Source organism: Acinetobacter sp. ANC 4204 (assembly GCF_002135205.1).
Lineage (GTDB): Bacteria > Pseudomonadota > Gammaproteobacteria > Pseudomonadales > Moraxellaceae > Acinetobacter.
The window spans coordinates 222435-241010 of the sequence record NZ_NEFZ01000004.1 but is presented as its reverse complement, the minus strand read 5'-3'; the positions used below and the strand labels follow the sequence as shown (position 1 = coordinate 241010).

Annotated in this window: 18 protein-coding genes; 5 read left to right on the top strand and 13 right to left on the bottom strand. The window is 39.8% G+C overall.

The genetic code is table 11. The features are described from left to right. Positions 1 to 115 precede the first annotated feature (115 nt). The 3 genes from B9T36_RS10350 to B9T36_RS10340 all read left to right on the top strand — a co-directional run bounded on the left by B9T36_RS10350 (position 116) and on the right by B9T36_RS10340 (position 3447). Positions 116 to 2098: a TonB-dependent receptor domain-containing protein gene (locus B9T36_RS10350; protein WP_086209409.1), complete on the top strand. Its 1983-nt coding sequence runs from the start codon at positions 116 to 118 to the stop codon at positions 2096 to 2098. Between the two features lie 227 nt (positions 2099 to 2325). Then, a complete protein-coding gene (locus B9T36_RS10345; protein ID WP_086209408.1) occupies positions 2326 to 2640 on the top strand; it encodes a hypothetical protein in 315 nt (104 codons plus the stop codon). Between the two features lie 264 nt (positions 2641 to 2904). After that, a complete protein-coding gene (locus B9T36_RS10340) occupies positions 2905 to 3447 on the top strand; it encodes a hypothetical protein (RefSeq protein ID WP_086209407.1) in 543 nt (180 codons plus the stop codon). A 120-nt stretch (positions 3448 to 3567) separates the two neighbouring features. Here the strand turns inward: B9T36_RS10340 and B9T36_RS10335 are convergent, their stop codons facing one another. The 8 genes from B9T36_RS10335 to B9T36_RS10300 all read right to left on the bottom strand — a co-directional run bounded on the left by B9T36_RS10335 (position 3568) and on the right by B9T36_RS10300 (position 10110). Further along, positions 3568 to 3915 carry a hypothetical protein gene (locus tag B9T36_RS10335; RefSeq protein ID WP_086209406.1) on the bottom strand — a complete coding sequence of 116 codons (348 nt, stop codon included), beginning with the start codon at positions 3913 to 3915 and terminating at the stop codon, positions 3568 to 3570. 85 nt (positions 3916 to 4000) lie between these two features. Then, positions 4001 to 4507, bottom strand: a complete 507-nt coding sequence (locus B9T36_RS10330; protein ID WP_086209405.1) for a GNAT family N-acetyltransferase — start codon at positions 4505 to 4507, stop codon at positions 4001 to 4003. Positions 4508 to 4577: 70 nt separating this feature from the next. After that, positions 4578 to 5873 (bottom strand): Y-family DNA polymerase, encoded by a 1296-nt coding sequence (locus tag B9T36_RS10325; RefSeq protein ID WP_086209404.1) that lies wholly within the window; start codon positions 5871 to 5873, stop codon positions 4578 to 4580. Positions 5874 to 5892: 19 nt separating this feature from the next. Continuing rightward, complete coding sequence (locus B9T36_RS10320; protein ID WP_086209403.1) at positions 5893 to 6516, bottom strand: LexA family protein; 624 nt, start codon at positions 6514 to 6516, stop codon at positions 5893 to 5895. 229 nt (positions 6517 to 6745) lie between these two features. Next, complete coding sequence (locus B9T36_RS10315; protein WP_086209402.1) at positions 6746 to 7795, bottom strand: linear amide C-N hydrolase; 1050 nt, start codon at positions 7793 to 7795, stop codon at positions 6746 to 6748. Positions 7796 to 7807: 12 nt separating this feature from the next. Beyond that, a complete protein-coding gene (locus B9T36_RS10310; protein WP_086209401.1) occupies positions 7808 to 8563 on the bottom strand; it encodes a hypothetical protein in 756 nt (251 codons plus the stop codon). A 268-nt stretch (positions 8564 to 8831) separates the two neighbouring features. Beyond that, entirely contained in the window at positions 8832 to 9467 is a 636-nt protein-coding gene (locus B9T36_RS10305) for a LysE family translocator (protein ID WP_086209400.1), read from the bottom strand. A 1-nt stretch (position 9468) separates the two neighbouring features. Further along, positions 9469 to 10110, bottom strand: a complete 642-nt coding sequence (locus B9T36_RS10300) for a hypothetical protein (RefSeq protein WP_086209399.1) — start codon at positions 10108 to 10110, stop codon at positions 9469 to 9471. Positions 10111 to 10199: 89 nt separating this feature from the next. Between B9T36_RS10300 and B9T36_RS10295 the strand changes: the two genes are divergently transcribed. Together B9T36_RS10295 and B9T36_RS10290 are read left to right on the top strand one after the other, a co-directional pair. Further along, entirely contained in the window at positions 10200 to 11144 is a 945-nt protein-coding gene (locus B9T36_RS10295) for a LysR family transcriptional regulator (RefSeq protein ID WP_086209398.1), read from the top strand. A gap of 239 nt (positions 11145 to 11383) precedes the next feature. Then, entirely contained in the window at positions 11384 to 12547 is a 1164-nt protein-coding gene (locus B9T36_RS10290; protein WP_086209397.1) for a tetratricopeptide repeat protein, read from the top strand. A 267-nt stretch (positions 12548 to 12814) separates the two neighbouring features. On the opposite strand, the gene B9T36_RS10285 is transcribed toward B9T36_RS10290, so the two are convergent. From B9T36_RS10285 to B9T36_RS10265, 5 genes are all read right to left on the bottom strand, one after another. Further along, positions 12815 to 13219 carry an ExbD/TolR family protein gene (locus B9T36_RS10285; RefSeq protein ID WP_086209396.1) on the bottom strand — a complete coding sequence of 135 codons (405 nt, stop codon included), beginning with the start codon at positions 13217 to 13219 and terminating at the stop codon, positions 12815 to 12817. A 1-nt stretch (position 13220) separates the two neighbouring features. Continuing rightward, positions 13221 to 13955, bottom strand: a complete 735-nt coding sequence (locus B9T36_RS10280; RefSeq protein ID WP_086209395.1) for a MotA/TolQ/ExbB proton channel family protein — start codon at positions 13953 to 13955, stop codon at positions 13221 to 13223. Positions 13956 to 13986: 31 nt separating this feature from the next. Then, positions 13987 to 14820, bottom strand: coding sequence for an energy transducer TonB (locus B9T36_RS10275; RefSeq protein WP_086209394.1), 834 nt, complete (start codon positions 14818 to 14820; stop codon positions 13987 to 13989). 448 nt (positions 14821 to 15268) lie between these two features. After that, on the bottom strand, positions 15269 to 15889 hold the full coding sequence (locus B9T36_RS10270) for a glutathione S-transferase family protein (RefSeq protein ID WP_086209393.1): 621 nt from the start codon (positions 15887 to 15889) through the stop codon (positions 15269 to 15271). Positions 15890 to 16026: 137 nt separating this feature from the next. Then, entirely contained in the window at positions 16027 to 18564 is a 2538-nt protein-coding gene (locus B9T36_RS10265) for a TonB-dependent receptor plug domain-containing protein (RefSeq protein ID WP_086209392.1), read from the bottom strand. Positions 18565 to 18576 lie beyond the last annotated feature (12 nt).

Here is an 18576-nt window from a genome sequence, read left to right as displayed (position 1 = left end):
ATTTAGTAAAAATAACCGCCTGAAAAGGCGGTTTTTTTATACAAAAATGTTGCAAAATATTTACCAATCAATATAATTGCGAACGATTATCACTTATAATTATGAGCTTAATAACATGTTAAATAAAATTTTTTTCAATCGGGAAGTTTTGAGTGTTGCGATTCAAAGTATTTTAGGGGTGAGCATTCTTTCTACTACGGCTTTTGCAGATGAAGTGATCGCAGAGAAGTTAGCTACAATTACAGTCACAGCCAGTCAAACAGAGCATGACCAAAAAAGTGCACCAGCAACGATTAGTGTTATCACGCAAGAAGATTTAGCAAAACGTCCTGTTTATGACTTAGCAGATGCTTTACAACACAGTGCGGGTATCCATATTAACACGTCCTCTGCGTATGGTCGTAAAGAAATAAAAATTCGTTGTCTAGACTCAGATTACACATTGATATTGGTCAATGGACGCCGTGTGAATTCTAGAGATGCATTAACCTCTAATTATTCAAATGATTTTGATTTGTCATCTATTCCTTTGGCTGCAGTAGATCGTATTGAAGTGGTGCGTGGTCCAATGTCATCCATATATGGTGCAGATGCCCTCGGCGGCGTCGTTAACATTATTTTAAAGAAACCAAGTGAGCAATTAGAGACCGCGTTTAACTATAGTTATGAGCTACCAACTGAAGGGGATGATGGGGCAATTCATAAAGCAAGTGCCTATATTGGTGGCAGCCTGATAGAAAACAAACTCTTGGCAAATTTGGTACTTGAGGGGGTAGATCAACAGGCTTGGCGTTCTGAACAAAGCATCTATAAAAATACAGATGCTGCTGAAAAACGTAAAGGTTTTAGCATTCTTTCAAATGTCAGTTGGCTGATTAATGATAACCAGACTTTAGATATTGACTTGACCCATCGTTCAGATGACCGTAAAGCGGTATGGAACAACTATGGTTTGTCATTTCCGACCAATATTCAAGAAATGGACCGTACCAGTGTTGGGCTGACTTATTCTGCAAATTGGAATGATATTAACAGCAGACTGCGTTATTACTATGAAAACGTGGACTTGATGGATAACTCAGAAATCATCACCAATTTGTATAAAAAGACGGGAGATATTCAGCAGACCAATCATACGGTTGATGCCCAATTGAGCGGTCATATTGGAGAACAACACTTAGTGACTGGCGGAGCCGAGTTCCGTAAAACAGAGTTAGAGCATAATCAAAACTTGAATGGATCTGCATCGGTAAATCAAACAGCATTTTATTTACAAGATGAATGGAAACTTGACCGACTCGCTCTGACCTTTGCTGGGCGCTTTGATGACTATGATAGTTTTGGCAGTGAGTTCAGCCCACGCTTTTATAGCGTTTATCAAGTCACGGATCAATTTAATTTAAAAGGTGGAATTGGTAAATCATTTAAAGCACCGAGTCTGTCACAATCCGATCCTACATATTCAGTATTGGCCTGCCGTGGCATGTGTCAGGTAGTGGGGAACCCGGACTTGGAACCAGAAACGGCAACAAGTTATGAGTTTGGTGGTGTGTATGAAAATGACCAGTTTTATGCAAGTTTAATGTACTTCGATAATGACATTAAAAACATGATTGTAAGCGATGGTTGGAGAGCGGGATACCGTCCTAAAGTCATGACTTATACCAATGTGCATTCAGCATCAGTCAAAGGTGTAGAATTTGAGAGCCAGTATGATGTGAATGATGCTTTAGGTGTGAAGTTTAATTACACCTATTCAGATGCTAAAAATAAAGATACAGACAAAGAACTCGACTATAGCCCGCGTCATACAGGCAATATGGCTTTGGATTGGCGTGTGAATGATGCGTTGGGATTGAACCTGAACTATCAATATATTGGTAGCCAAATGCTCTATGTACCTGCCATTTCTAAGAGTAAAAAATCAGATGATTACCATGTTTTAGGCCTAAGTGGGCAGTATCAATTTAACCCAAGTTTTACTATGCAAGCGGGGATTAAAAACTTAACCAATACCAAGCGTGATGATGTTGCACGTTCTATTGATTACATTTTAATGGGCCGAACGGCTTTTGTCGGGTTTAATTTTAAGTATTGATTTAAACGGTTATGAGCTAAAGAAGCACATTAGGTGCTTCCTTCGCTCCATTTGATAAGAGGAATTATCTATAAAAGTGTTGAGCTAATAGCCTAGAAGTATTTGATTGATAAGATCAAATGAGTAGGCAATAGAACTTAGTTGAGAAATTACTTAAGATAAAAAGCTTGTATATGTAAATGGGTCTGTTATAGATGGTTTAGTACAACGTATAAAAAGTGATATCCGTGAAAATTGGGGTTATTGGTGGAGTTGCTGCTGGAAAAGTAAGGGAAAGTATTGCAGTGGGTTTTAATTCAACAGAATTAGAATGGGCATGTGAATACGAAAAACCCACGGCTCCTGTGATCTACAGTGCTGGATTTCAAAGAGTCATTGCTCGACCTGGGCTTGCAGAATTTGATAAATACAAACTCATGATTCTTGAAAGAGAAGGGGTGTTAAAACTCTTTTATGTTCTTGAGGGTATCTGTGAAGAAGAATTGAATCTTCAACTGAATCAGTACTGGGATAGGTCTGACCCTCTTGGGTATCATTATTGATAGATCACTGAACTTAATAAAATTATATGCTTGTGCCTGAAATATTGAGGGGATTGAAGATCAGTTGAGATACTCCATTTTTTAGGTTAATCATTGTTTTAAGGGGAATTATTAAGCCTATTATTTGATATTTTTTTTACTGTATTTCAAACTTAATGCATTGATTAATAAATAATATTGTAAAATTTTTCTTCATGGGTTAAAACCCCACAATCTTTTGAAAAATGCACTTCCAAATTTTGTAATATTATAAGGTTTTTATAAATGAAAAAAATCTGTGCTCTCATTTTTGCACTTATCTCGACAACATCATTTGCACAAGATTTAGAGTGCCCAAACCACTTAGTGCTGTTCAAACAATTTATGCAAGAGGAACTGGATCTTCTCAAGCATGGTGATGTTCAGCAACTCATTAAATACAATCAGAAATATAATTATTCTTCTCGTTTTAATAGGCTGCATAACGACCAATATTATGTGAATGGTAAATGGATTGAACGGGAGGTATATGAATCGCGGTTGGCCGATGTGTTGGATTTCGTTAGGGAGGGAAACTACTCTGTAACTGGATTTAAACTACAGCCTATAAAGGCGAATAGGCTGATTTCGGTGGGAGAGATTTGTGTGATTCCTGTAGAAATTCAAACGCGAATTTCTGGAGATATTGAGTTCAGTACGAATGATTGGATCTTCGTGAGAAGTCTAAAAAGTAACAAGTGGCGAACATTCACTTATTTAGAGACTGTTAGTGCAGAAGATTTTAAAGTTTTTTTCCCAGATTTCCCGTCTGATATTCAATTGAAATAACACTTAGTAAGTGAAAGATTTATATGAAGTACTACTGTACTGTTTTTAAACAGCCCACGTTAAAAGTGGGCTTCGGTGCATAAGTCTATGCGGTCAATCTTAGTGTTGAAGACTGTTTTTTTATTTTTTGAATTCAGTAATTTGGATCGGTTTGTCTTTGACAAACTCGACAATACCTTCAGCACCTTTGAAGTGAATAGATACGCCTTTACCATCTGTCATCAGGATGCCACTTGCAGCAGGTACATGTTTAAGCATATAAGTTCGATCAGAATTATCAGTCATCATTGCTGTTTCGAAGTTATCGGATGATTTTAGTTCAATGGTTAAATCCATGGGACCAACAAAGTGAATCACTTGTGTTGATGTACCCGTAGCGATTGATTCTTGCGTGACTTTTTCGGTTGGTGTAGAGGTACAGCCTACTAGGGCCAAAGTGACGAGTGTTGCAGCTAATATATTTTTCATGAAGTCTACCTTTTTCTATATAAATCATGTGTACATATATACTATTTGTTATATTTTAAGTTTTAAAGTTTCGTTTACATTTGCCTTACATAGTTGCATTAAAGGCTTCATGGTAACGGACAACACCTTGAGGTATTTCCCCATTGAAACTCAGGGCTTGAAAGTATTCGCTAGGAACATCAGGAAGGGTCAGTTCTAGAGAGGTACGGAAACCAAAGTGATGATAATAATTTGGGTCACCCAAGAGCACACAGCCATTTGCACCCAGTTGTTTTAATTTTTCAAGTGCTGTCTGTATGAGCTTTGACCCAATGCCTAAACCTTGTTTAGTCGGGCAGACAGAAATTGGGCCTAAACCATACCAACCTGTTGCACCTGTCGAGATAGATACAGGTGAAATAGCGACATGACCAACGATTTCCCCATTTTCAACAGCAACCAAAGAAATTGTGAGTTGGCCATGTTTTCTTAAGCTGTTTACAATGAATTGTTCGGTATGACTGGTATGTTCTGCATTTAAGAAAGCAGTCTGAGTCAATTTTTTAATATTTTCAATGTCTTCTGGCTGTTCGTCTCGAATTATGATGTTCATTCACAAATCCTTCTCGGTTTAGGGTTGAGCTGAAAATGCTCGTTAGTCTTTGCTCTTTAAGTGAGTGATTTTAACCAACTCTAAACAGCTCAGACCAGTTGGTCAAATAGGCAGGGGAGCGATTGCATTGATTCATTTGCCAGGGTTCTTTTTTCTCATGGCATAGCCCTAATGAGATTAGATGGTTGCCAAAACGCTCTGTAATAGCATCTATCGTATTGGACAGCACTTCACGGTCATTTTGATGGCTATAGTCAGTAAAAAGGTCATGTACAAATTGAGTCTTATCCATAATTTCCAACAAGACAATGCCAGCCTTTTTGTATTTGAACCCCGCCTTGTAAATTTGATCAATGCCCTTCATCGCTGCCTGTGTGATTTTGAGCAAATCATCGGTATGTTCATGCATGTGTATAATGGTATAGGGCGAGTAACGTTCCTGTTGATTAAAACGGCCAGTTTGAATATACACCCCGATCATTTTACAAATAGAGCGATCATGACGTAGACGTTTCACTGCACTGGCAACATATAGGCGTACAGAGGCTTTAATGTCATCAATATCATAAACAGCCTGTCCATAGGAACGACTACTAATAATCTGTTTATGAGCAATCTTATCGCTCTCAATATTAATGCAAGATGTTCCCTGAAGCTCACGGACAGTCTTTTCCATGACAATACTAAAATGCTTTTTGATTTCACTGGGATTAGACTCAATCAGGTCTAAAACGGTATGAATGCCCATGGCATTTAGTTTTTTACAGTTCTGCCGACCAACGCCCCAGACCTCACCGACCTCCACATGTGCAAGCATGTATTCAGCCGTACACGGGTCCATGTGTGCTAAATTGCACACGCCATTTAGAGCCTTATTTTTTTTGGCTAGATGATTGGCTATTTTGGCTTCTGTTTTGGAACGACCAATGCCAATACAGCAGGGAAGTCCAAGCCATTGCCATGCTTTATCTTTCATATCTTTGGCATAATCAGTGATATCGAATAAATGCTCATAGGCTGTCAGCTTTAAAAAGCATTCATCAATGGAATAGATTTCCTGTTCATCGGCTGCGACATATTGCCCGAGTAACTGCATGAAGCGGCTAGACATTGCACCGTATAAAGCGTAGTTGCTCGAAAATACCTGAATATTATGCTGCTGGACGAGTTCTTGAATTTGAAAAAAAGGGACCGCCATACGAATGCCGAGATCCTTGGCTTCTTGACTCCGAGCAACGACACAACCATCGTTATTACTTAACACAATGACAGGCTGGTCATTCAGTTTTGGGTTAAATACACGTTCACACGAGACATAGCAATTATTCACGTCAACGAGCGCGAATATTTCAGTTTCATTTTTCATGTTGCTTCTTCTTATTTTTTTAACGGTGGTACAGACGTTTTAAGTTAAACGTCACTACTCCCCAAATGACAAAGGTTTGATTCTCTGTCGGAATAATATGTTCATAATCGGGGTTTTCAGCTTTCAGCCACATTTGAGGCAAAGGGTAATTTTCATCCCCAAAAATGTCTTTGATGTCCGACTTTGACATTTTGTTTGTAATCATCAACCTTTTAATGGTGGAATCTTTATTATCAATTAAAGCTACCACGATGTCGTAGTGTTTGGCTTCAATACTCCGATCAATAATAATTGGATCATTTACTTCAAGACCTACACCTAACATTGACTCACTGTCTACATAAGCCATGAACGTCGCAATTGGGTTTTGAATGAGAAAATCATTCAGATCAATGGCTTTGCCTTGCTCATCTTTTGTACTGAAGGCTGGACCTGCGGGAATGCGTTCTAAAGAGACAGGAAGGGAGACTTTGGACTGAGGCAAAATAGGTGTCAGCCCAAGTTGATCCACAAATTCGGCTTGCTGCGCAATTTGCTCAAGCATACTATTGATGGTGGGGCTGGGTTTACCTTCGGGGCCCATGAGATCTTGTAAAGACGACCATGCGTCGTCCGAGAAGTAGATGGGTAACTTCTTTGACATGATAAATACTCCTACGCAACAAGGCGTGTTTGGAAGTGAAATCGGTCTGTTTAGAATATGCTGATGTGAGTCAAAATTCAAATTTTAAAACAGCTAATAAATAAGGCTACGTCAAATCTGGTCGTGAAAGATAAGTATAAGAAACTTTGTTTTGGGGGAATAATAGCCCTTTGAGCAGGGCTATTATGAGAAGTGTTTATATCTTTAAGCCTATGATCTAACTAAAAACTTAAGGCTTGGTTCCTAAAAACTCAAACGGTTTGGTGACTTTAAAAGAAGCATTGGCTTTGCCTGCATAGGTCATCGCTTGGTCTGGGCCAAGTTCTAACTTTTTGGTTTGACCATCTTTAAAGTTAATCTCTTTTAAATCGACCCAAAATACATTTGGTGAAACGGCAGATTCAAAGAAATATAAACCACGTTTATGATCGACCACCGTACGCCAACGGGTTGAGGAAATATTCGGCTCTTCTTCAGTGTTTAGGCCAAAAGGGACTGAGGTATTGCGGATGACACTAAATACACTGGCAAGCGAATGGTCTGGGGTCGCATTTTTTGGAATCGCATTGATATAAAAAGAAGCACGGGCAAAACGATCGGATGCGCGGTTAGTGCCTGGAAGCATGGTTGTGCCACCAATCTGCTTCCAATAGCTATTTAAAGCGAGCTGTTGATCAAAGGTTGGAGAGTTAGTCATCACTTGATACTGTCGACCATGATGAATCACTTGTTTACCGTTAATATACTCAATAATGGCACTATCACCCGTGGCATCGGAAATAGATAAATGTAGGGTAGCTAAACGTTTCTCACCCGGAACTTGGTCAGTCACAACGATGAAAGGCTCTTTTTCGAGTGCCTGAATGGCTTCATTCACTGTGGCATAATTATCTAAAACATATTGTGCCCAAAGTGAAATACTTAAGGGTGGCTTTTTAGCGGTTTGTACATTTGGATATTCAGACTCGACTAGCCATAGCAAGTTGGCCATGAGCCCTTTTTCATTGACGCCATCAGTGGTGGAAATGTCATAACCTGTTGCAACCACACTGCCATATTTTGATGTCCATCGAATAGATTTTGGACCTGCCATACCATTACGTTTGACATTATTGGGTAAGATCCACAAATTTGTCCCAACATCGCTTTTCCAGTCCATCGAGCGCGCAGTTATGACATCATTATTGCCCAGATAAACCACACGGGTACATGCCATAGCAGCTTCGGCTACTACAAATATTCCAGCGGCAAATAATACTCTTTTTAATACATTGTTCATTATCATGCTCTCTTAGAAAATAGGTAAATTAATGCCAATCACTGGCCCTTGTTGTCGAATGTCCCAATGAAAATTATTCGCTTTATAATCTTGGTCAAAATAACGATAACCCGCTCGGATGTTTAGGTTTCGATTCATGATTGGAATGCGATACCCCAAATAAGCATGTGCAGAAATTGTATTTTCAACGCCAAAAGTTATTTCTGATGCCAAGTTCCAAGCTGAGTCAAAGTTGTATTTAAAACGAGAACCCCAGAAAAATTCGTTCCATGAGGTATCCATATTTAATGTTTGGTTTAAAGCACTCAAGTTTGCTTCGGCTTTGGTGTGATTTATCCCAATGGTGGGTTCTATTACGAGTTTTGGATAATTCTGAGTAGTGGTTTCGGGAGAGATATAAGCTTGATAGTAAAGCCCATAGCTGGCTTGATTCAACTTGGTGCTGAGAGCAACAGGCACAGACATCGCACTTTTTTCTTGAGAGGTTTCAACCGTTTGGTGGTCGAGAAAAAGTCCCCAGCGACCTTTACTCAGGTCAACGTGCGCCATAAAAGAATGATCTAGCTCCTTGATGGTTTCCTTGAAAGGTTGATCGACCTTATAACTCAAGTTTCCTTGGCCTATTTTTCCATCGACATCTGCACCAAAGGCATATAGGTTCAGATTTAGTTTTGGTACGCCGTGAAAGGTCTCTGTAAAGCTTTCTGCCATTGTACTTTGGCTTAGAAAAATACCGAGTGAAATAAATAAATATGTTTTAAATTTCATGTCAGCCCCTTTTTTTATGTATATTTTTTACCACGTGATATAAAAATACAGTATGGCTGATTTGATCATTTTTAGTACAGATTTATTTTAATGATTTTTATTTTAAAAGGCATTTTCAAAATATAAGAAATTAAAGTGAAGCCAAATTCTAGCGAGATGACTTCGTATTTAATGATTAAAACTTTACTGCTTATCTTTTATCTAATTATTCAGGATGTCGGTAGTTAAGCAATCTGAATAATTAGATAGCTGTTGAAGTTATAAAAAATCATAAATGGGTAAATAAAAGCTTTAGTGCCAGAGCGATTAATATGAGTCCCATCACTCGCTCAAACTTTTTGCCCATTTTTAAAAACTGCTGTCGAATGATGGGGCGAGAAAACAAAACAGCAACAAGCATGAACCAAAGTGCATTGACGCTACACATCCATACCCCATAAGCAAATTGCACTTTCATCGGGGTTGTGGGGCTGACCAGTGTAGTAAATATAGCCAGAAAAAAAATAGTTGCTTTGGGGTTAAGTGCATTGGTCATAAAGCCCGTCATAAAGGCTTTGCTTCGACTTAATGGAGTATTGGATGCCTGTTCAAATGAAGGATCAATATTGATAGAGAGGGCACGTAATAAGCTCCAACCTAAATAAATTAAATACAGTGCACCTGCTATTCTCAAAATAAGCATGAACCACGGACTTTGTTGAATAACAATGCCCAAGCCTATAAGGGTATATAAAACATGAACGGAAATTCCTAGACCAATTCCAATAGCCGTGATGCAACCCATCGCATAGCCATAGCGCACGCTATTTCTAACCGTAATCGCGAAGTCGGGGCCGGGTAAAAGGACCGCAAGAAAATGCACCAAAGCCAAAGCTAAAAATTCTGAACTATATTGCATCCACATATTATTGATGCTCATCCGAAACGCGATAGCTCACGGTTAATTTATCTTTTTTAAGTTTATAGCCTGTAATTTCGAGCGTCCCAATTTCAGATAAATTTTGGACATGGGTTCCGCCACATGGAAATGCAGGTAAATCGCCAAAACTGACTTCACGGTAGCCATCAGCGTTTTGTTGAGTCAGTCGGACGAGTTGGCTTGAAATATATTGATTACATAGAAGCTCTAAAGTTTCTAAATCGTTGTCTTCAGAATGGTCTTGTTTGACAAATTGGACTTTGCATTCCTCTGGCCAGTGCTGTGCTTTGGTCGGTTCCCAACCAAAGGCTTGCATTACATGCCCGATTAAGTGTCCTGCGGAGTGTAGGCGACTGTGATAACGTCGTCGGTTGAGGTCAACTCGTGCTTGCGCCAGACCTAATGTAGTGGCGTGATTAGAATAATGAATAATTTGATCATTTTGCATGACAACATGAAGTACATCTGCATCATTGATTTTACCTACATCACTGGGTTGGCCACCACCTTGCGGGTGAAATGGTGTGTTGGAGAGCTGAATGGCAAATCGACCATCTTCAGTGGGTTCACACTTTAGAACCTCTACCTCAGCTTGAGTGATGTCGGATAGATATAAAGCTTGAGTCATGATTATCTCTGTCAAAATTTCACAGAAAAGATTATATGAGGCTTCATTATTGATGATAATCTAGTAAAAAATTAAATTACTTTTTCCTCATGAGCACAAATCAAAGTATAGCTTTACTCCAAGAAATGGCTATTTTTGTCAAAGTTGTGGAGACAGGCAGTTTTTCAGAAACGGCTCGACAGCTTGGAAATACACCGTCCGCAGTGAGTAAAGCCATTAGCCGATTGGAACGGGCTTTAGGAACACGGCTACTTGAAAGAACAACACGAAAACTGCGTTTAAGTGAGAGTGGGAAACAAACTTATGATCATTGTCTAGAGATGGTCAGAGCCGCCCAAGCAGTGATTGAGCATTCAGGCAAATTCAATACTGAACCGAGTGGCACCGTTCGGATTAGTGTCCCAAAAGCCGTAGGGCATTATCTGATTCACCCCTATATCCCCGAGTTTCTTGAACTGTATCCGCAAATAGATATTCAACTGTTACTGGAAGATCGGTTGATAGATTTTATTGACGATGAAATTGACCTAGCTATACGTATTACTAATGAGCCGCCGTTGGGCTTAAAGGGCCGACAGTTGATTCGTATTGATCATGTCTTAGTGGCGACAGCCGAGTATTTAAAAAAGAATGGAACGCCTCAGCAACCGAGTGATTTAAATCAACATCAATGTATTTTTTTAGGTGAACAAGTCAGCGATTCAAAGTGGAAATTTCAAAAAGGCAATAAAACCACCAGTGTAACTGTAAAAGGACGTTATTCAGCAAATCATACGGGTATCCGTCTAGATGCAGCTTTAAAACATATGGGCGTTGCAAGTTTGCCGTATTTTATGGCGAGACATGCTTTGAATAGCCAAGCACTGATCCAAGTATTACCAGATTGGCATTTCAAGACCTATTATAGTGGGGATGCTTGGTTGCTTTATCCGCCTACACGCTACTTAGCACCGAAAATCGAGGTTTTTATCCAGTTTATTGCAAAGAAACTAAGCCTAGAACCTGTTTTGAAAAATGAAGAGACACAGAGTTAATTTGTTAATATACGATTATTTAAAGATGGCGAGAGCATGATAAATACTCGTGTTGACCTAGAGTGTTGCTGAACAATAAAAATGGGCAGAGTATTTTTTAAAATAGCCTAAGCGGAAGATCAAGATTTAAGCCATCGTCTATACATCCAATGTATCGCATAATTTGTATAATTTAACGTTTAAGTCCTAGGCTTAAAAAGACTTTGAAAAGAGATAAGCATCTTAATAAGAGATACGCAATGAAAAAACATCTACTCTATTCTTTTATCTTGGGTTTAAGCATACCTGTTTTGAGCTATGCAGATACAACCAATATTCATGTTTTAAGTGCAACGGTAAAAGATCAAAATATTGCCGATGCACAAGTCATATTACAAAAAAATGGTGAACAGTCTGCATCAACCTCAACCAACGCAGACGGTCGGGCAACGGTGAACAGCAGCAGTGCAAATGGCGCAGACAATTTATTGATTATCAAAAAATCAGGCTATTCTACACTGGTGGCAAAATGTCCTTGTGATGGTATGACCTATGCTTTAAGCCCTGTATTGAAAGACTTAAACAGTATGCGAATCGTTTTAAACTGGGGGCAGAGTCCTTCAGATCTGGACTCACATTTAAGTTATACAAATCAACATGTGTATTGGGACAATAAACAAGGGCAAGATGTCAATTTAGATGTTGACGACACAGACGCTTATGGCCCTGAAACGGTGACGATTGATAAACGTTTAGATGGGCAATATTATGTTTATTCAGTGCATGATTATTCAGACCGCGCGAAACCCAATACTGCGAACTTGTCGAATAGCCAAGCTAAAGTTATGGTTTATGTAGGCGAGTCTTTGATCCGCTCTTACTATATTCCAACGGGTTTGACAGGGAACTTATGGACTCTGTTCCGCATTAGTCCAGAGGGTGAAATCCAAGATATTAACCGTATTTCGGGGACAACCATTGGGGCAAGCCAAGTGGGTTCAACTGTATCGAGTTATCAAAGCCAAGCGATGCAGGTGCATTATGTTCCTGTTTCAGCCAATGCACAGGCAAGGGCTAAGGCACTGAATTTGAGAGCAGATAAGGCGTATAAAAACAATCAATTTGAACAAGCTGCACTGATTTATCAACAATCCATTGACTACAATCCGAATGTCGGGCAGACCTATAGCAATCTTGCTGTTGCTTATCAAAAGTTGAATCGTTCATCTGAGGCATTATGGGCAAATCAAAAGGCGATTGCTTTAGCGTCCAATGACAATACCAAAGCGTATTCACATTACAATATTGGTAAAATTTATGAAAATAATCAGGACTATGCTCAAGCTAAACAACATTACCAATTGGCAAATCAATACAAGCCAAGTGCGACCTATGATGAGGCTATTCAGCGAGTGAGTCGCTAAGTCTCTTAACATCGTATTGGCTTAAACTGAATAAACCGTACCAGTACGAAATGCACCCCAGAAGTTGGATCATTGTGTCTAATTCAAAGGGTGCTTTTTTTATTTAAGATTTTCGTGATCTGTTTATGTTGTTACCATGGCAAATGGCGAAGGATAGAGTAGTGTTGTAACCCCGAATTTTTAGGTTCAATAAAAAAGACACCTACAACATTGGGATCAATACAGATCGAAATATTGAAGATGTCTTGGGTTTCAGTGAGTAATCCACTATTTTGGTTCAGTAATCACCGATAATTTTTCCACACCAACACGCTCTATGCTGGCTAAGAGTTTAGCCACCGTACCATAAGGGACAGTTTCATCGGCATTTAAGTTTAATGCTAACTTCGCATTGGTATTTTTACGCTGTGTGATTTCTTGCTCAAAATTTTCGAGTTTGACTGGGTCTTTATCCAAAAAGATTGCACCATCAGGTTTTACGCTAATCACCAGCGCTTTGTTTTGATCTGTAGATTGTGTTGGTGCAGCTTTGGGTAAGTTGACCTTCACACTATTGGTTAATAAAGGCGCCGTGACGATAAACACGATCAATAACACCAACATTACGTCGACCAGTGGGGTAATGTTAATGTCACTGACGACATCGTCATCTTGAGAGGTTGAAATAGCCATATTAAGCCAAAGCCTCCTTTTCTTGAGATGACAGTTGATGTGCCGTCACTGGTTTTGCCGCAACATGGGTACTTTGAGTTTTGGTTGGAAGTTGGAAACCTACTTTTTGAGTGAGGCTGACAAAGTCTGTTGCAAAGTCATCTAAATCTGCACCAATGCCTTTTACTTTACGAACAAAATAGTTATAGGCAAGTACAGCAGGTACAGCCACAGCAATACCAATACCTGTTGCAACTAATGCCTGACCAATTGGACCTGCGACTACATCCATGCTGGCACTGCCTGATTGAGCAATCGCTTGTAAGGCGTGGATAATCCCAAACACGGTGCCAAATAAACCAATAAATGGGGCATTATTACCAATGGATGCAAGAACAGCCGAGCCTTTCTCCAGTTGGCGACGTTCAGCAAGAATTTGCTTGCGTAAGTGTCGTTCTAATAAATCCTGACGGCTCCACGTTTGTTGTAAGTCTTGATGAGTTTTTTCATTGGCATCAGTCAAAGTTTTAAAACCAGTTTGAGCAATACGTGCTGTAGGTCCCTGTGCATTTTCAGATTGGTTAATCGCCTCTGCCAAGTTTTGGGCTGACCAAAAACTGTCGACAAAGCGTTTACTTTCTTTGGTGGCTTTTGAGGTTTGTATGGCTTTCACCACAATCAACACCCACGTTACGATCGAAAAACCGATCAATAGCCAAATGGTTGCATCATGAATAATCGTATTAATATCAGACATATCGAATTTTCCTAAGATAAAATTTTACAGTTTAATTGGGTAATTTGAAGTGAATCGGAACATCGACCCAGCCTTCTATCGGGGTATTGCCACGCATTGCAGGCGAGAATTTCCAACGCTTCACAGTTTTGACAGCAGCATCATCCAATGCTTTTTTACCGCTGCTATTTTTCAGGTTGATTTCTAAAGGACTGCCTGTGGGTGAGACTTTCACACGTAACATCACAACGCCTTCCCAACCTCGGTCTAATGCCACTTCTGGGTATTCAGGGGCAGGATTACTCAAATAACCGGCATAACCTTTGGCTGCCGTGACGGGCAAGTTTTCTTGAGCAGGCTTACTCACAGCTTCAGCGACTTTTTGGGTCGGTGCGACATTTTCTGTAGGTTCAGCCTGTGGTACAGCTTGAGGCGTTGATTTAGCGACTGGTCTAGGTTGCTCAATTGGCTTCTGCTCGACAGGCTTCTGAATGGATTTTTCAACCACAGGGTTTTGTACAGGTTGAGGCTTTGCTGAAACAGGAGGAATAATCGGTTTTTGTATTTCCTGTTTAAGTTTGGGTTCAATCACCTTAGGTGGCTCTTCCTTGGGTTTTTCAATTACAACCGCGATTGGTTCAGGCTTTTTCACCACTAACGGCGGTGTTGGAAGATGCTCTGCAAGATAAAAAATGCTGTAATGCAATGCTAGAACAGCACCAATTGCCCAAAAGATCTTATGGGTTTGAACGGGTTTTTCTGCTGCGATCGGACTTGCCAAATGGGCAACAAATGGATCTGCAGCTGGAAATACATTGGACTGAACATTTTGAAGTTGTTCAAACAAAATTGCCTTTTTATAAGGACTTCGACTGACTTCACTCATATCAGTAAGGCACCATTCAATAAGATTTAATTTTCATTGCAGAATATTTTTTATTTCACCAATTAAATTGGTTTAATTTGAATAATAAAATATTCTTTCAATTTTAAGTTTTTTATTAATTCACAGGTGAGTGAATTAATTTGGTTAAATAAAACATTGAAAGCATAATGATTGATTTTTGAAAAATATAGAAAGAATTTTTTTAGATTAGTATTTTTATAAAAAATGATAAAAGATAGATTTTTTTATTTCTTATAACAATTAAATATAATCTATTTTGTATTGATGATATCTACTTATAAAGTTGAAATTACGTAATGTCTATTTTTGGATTTCATTTAAATATATTTACTAAATAAATCTATTTAAATGAAATAAGACTGTCCATATAGAACAGCCTTATTCTATTTAAAGCTAAAATTTTTAAAAATAGAGCAATAATGCTTAACTAAAGAATATTAGCCACTTTTAAAAAGTGCTCACGTGCTCTAATACGTTCAATCCATGCTTTTAAGTGTGTATGATCATGCTGACGTTCAACATCTAAATTGAACCAGTGATTAAGTGCTAAGGCCAAAGGAATATCGGCAACACCAAAATGAGAGCCAGACAAATAGGGCTGTTCAGCCAGCTCAGTATTGGCAACATCCAGTATTTTTTCTAGTTTTTCTGCTGCGACCTTAACCGCGGCTAAATCTCTTTTGTCTGGTGCTTGACGAACCAAATTAAAAAATACAATCCCAAACACAGGCAGGACGGTGGTGGTGTACCAGTCAATCCATTTCTCTGCGCTAAAGCGTAAGCGTGGATCTTCAATCCATAATAAATTTTTTCCATATACTTCAGTTAGATAACGTAAAATAGTGTTGGACTCCCACAGAACTGTGTCACCGTCTTGAATGACAGGAATCAGGCCATTGGGATTGAGCGTTAAAAATTCAGCTGTATCCGTCAGGCCATACTGCTGACCTGCAGGAATGTGTTCAAACTCAAGTCCAAGTTCGGCTGTTAGCCACAGTACTTTGTGGACATTTAAAGAGTTAGGTCTACCCCAAATAGTGATGCTCATATATTTTTCTCAGAAATTTTAGAATGTAAAAGTGCGTTACTTTGGTGGAATCTAGCATTTAAGCAATCGTCATTCTGAACAGTCAAAAGACATGAGCGATATTGTAATTTCACCAAAGTATTTAGATTTAAATGATTTTAGAAGCGGTAATTAACACGTCCGTAGTAATAACCACCATAGAGTCCAAAAGGTGAAAGCTGTGCATAGTAATTCTCACCTAAGCCATCAACAATGTTCGATTTTTCAGGGTAAGTGTTGAACAAATTGTCTGCACCTAAAGTAAAGGATAGACTGTCCGTAAAGTTATATGTGGCATCTAGATCCACAATCCATTTGGCACCAAAAGTTTGATCTGTAGCTGCTGTTTCACTGCGTGCAATGTAACTACCATAGCGTGATAGGCGAGTATTTAAATCCAGTTTTGCGTATTGCCAATTTGCAGCCAACGTGAATTTGGTTTTCGGATCTGCATCGGTAATCATGCCCTTGGTACGACGGGTGATACGATCAATATTGATACCGTCCAATTGACTTGGATTATCCGCGATGGCTGTAATATCTGTTTCATTCCAGTTGAAACCTAAGCTCCAGCGGATACGACCATATTTCTCTAGTTGTTGGGTGTAGTCTGCAACAACATCGACACCATTGGTTTCTGTATCAAATAAGTTGGCATAATAGGTGACATAGTTGACGTTGGAAAAACCGTTTGCTGCCAAGATGTTATTGATGCCCGTTCCTGTAAGACCTGCCGTAGACGCAATACGATCTTTCAGCTCTATACGATAAGCATCGACTGCAAGATTAAAGTTTTTAAATGGGCTATAGGTTAGGCCTAGTGAAAAGTTGGTCGATTTGGTTGGATCGAGTGCTTCTGCACCGAGAGCTTGACCCAGCGCAGAGTCGGTACGTACCGACTTACTGTAGACATCGGAGCGAACACCGTTATTTACTGTACTGACAATACCCGTACTGGCAAAACCTTGTTGGTATAACGAGGGTGCAATGAAGCCTGTACTGGCTGTCCCACGTATCGCCAGTTGAGGATTGAACTCATAACGGCTGTTAATTTTACCATTAAATGTATCGCCTGAACTGTCATCATAATGCTCAAAACGACCCGCTAAACCCACAAACCAGTTGTCAGTCACATCTAAACCTAAGTCTAAATAGGCGGCGGTGTTACTACGGCTAATATCGGCTTCATCTTCAGGTAACAGTACACGAGCACCAAAAGTTCCCACAGTCGCAGTTAAACCCGCATTATCACCTGTAGGAATAATATAACCGCCATTTTTATAGGCTAAAGGGTCGGTGGCTTTAGAAGACCAACCTTCTTTACGATAGTCTAGTCCCCAAGCAACATTTAGTGGCGTTGCACCAATTCCAATATCAAAGGTCTTTTTAAAATCAAGATTGCTGACCCATTGATAGGCATCGTATTTTTGTAAGCCAAATGATGTTGGGCTAGACGGCCCAAGAGATGGATTTAAGTTATTTTCAGTGGAGTGGTCTTGTGTATTTTTACCATAAGAACTACTCACATCCCATGCCCAACCGAGCACGTTATCTCCTTTTAGTCCCCAAACGGTTTGCACATCCGTTTCACTTAAAATGACATCGGGGGTTGTACCATTTGGAAAGATTTCAACAATGCCTGATCTGGAATTTGGACGACGGTAAGATGCACCAGTCGAGGCATCACGCCAGCCCGCGGTGGTGTAACTATATAACGTGGCTGCATCGCTTAGAGGAAGCTCAGCATTTGCAGAAACATTAAACTGTTCAACTGATGGCAGACCTAATTTATTTAAATTACGATCTACAGTTGCTTCACGCGGGTCATCTTGACCATTTACTTTTGAATAAATGTTGCCCGAAACGGCCCCTGCACGGGTGGTAGCATCCTGATTTTTTAGGTCAAAACCAAAATTAATAAATCCGTCTTGACCCAATGATGCACCAACGTTGGCATTCAGTTGGAAGGTTTCTCCATTGCGGTCAGTGCCTGAATAATGCTCGCGACCACCATAGGTGGCACTAATATTGCCACCATGATCTGCTGATTTGAGCACAATATTGATTACCCCTGCAATCGCATCGGAGCCATATTGAGCGGCTGCTCCATCACGTAAAACTTCAACTCGTGCAATAGCACCAATTGGAATCAGATCTAAGTCCGCTGCTTGGTAGCCCTCGCCAAAACCGTATTTGTTAATGGCCAAAGCACCGACATGGCGACGTTTACCGTTGACCAGCACGAGTGTATGCCCACCACCCAAGCCACGTAAACCCGCAGAACGTGCAACAGCCCCATAACCATCGGGTTGGCTAGGTACGGTAGCCACACTAAAAGAGGGAATCACTTTTGCCAAAATATCTCTTAAAGCAAGGGTGTTACCTTGTTTAACGAGTTGTTCACCACTAATGATGTCCACGGGTGCAGGGCTTTCAGTGATGGTACGAATACCACCACGGTTACCTACCACCACCACACTTTCGAGTTGTTGAACATCTTCTTTTTCAACAGGTGTCACATCTTTTTGCTGAATATCTTCTGCATAGAGCGAACCTGTCACTCCGCAAGTTAATGCAAAAAAAATGGATTGATAGAGAGGGGATATTTTAAAACCCGGCTTTTCAGGCAGAGGCTGTTTTAACTTGAATTGCAGCATTATGTTTTCCAC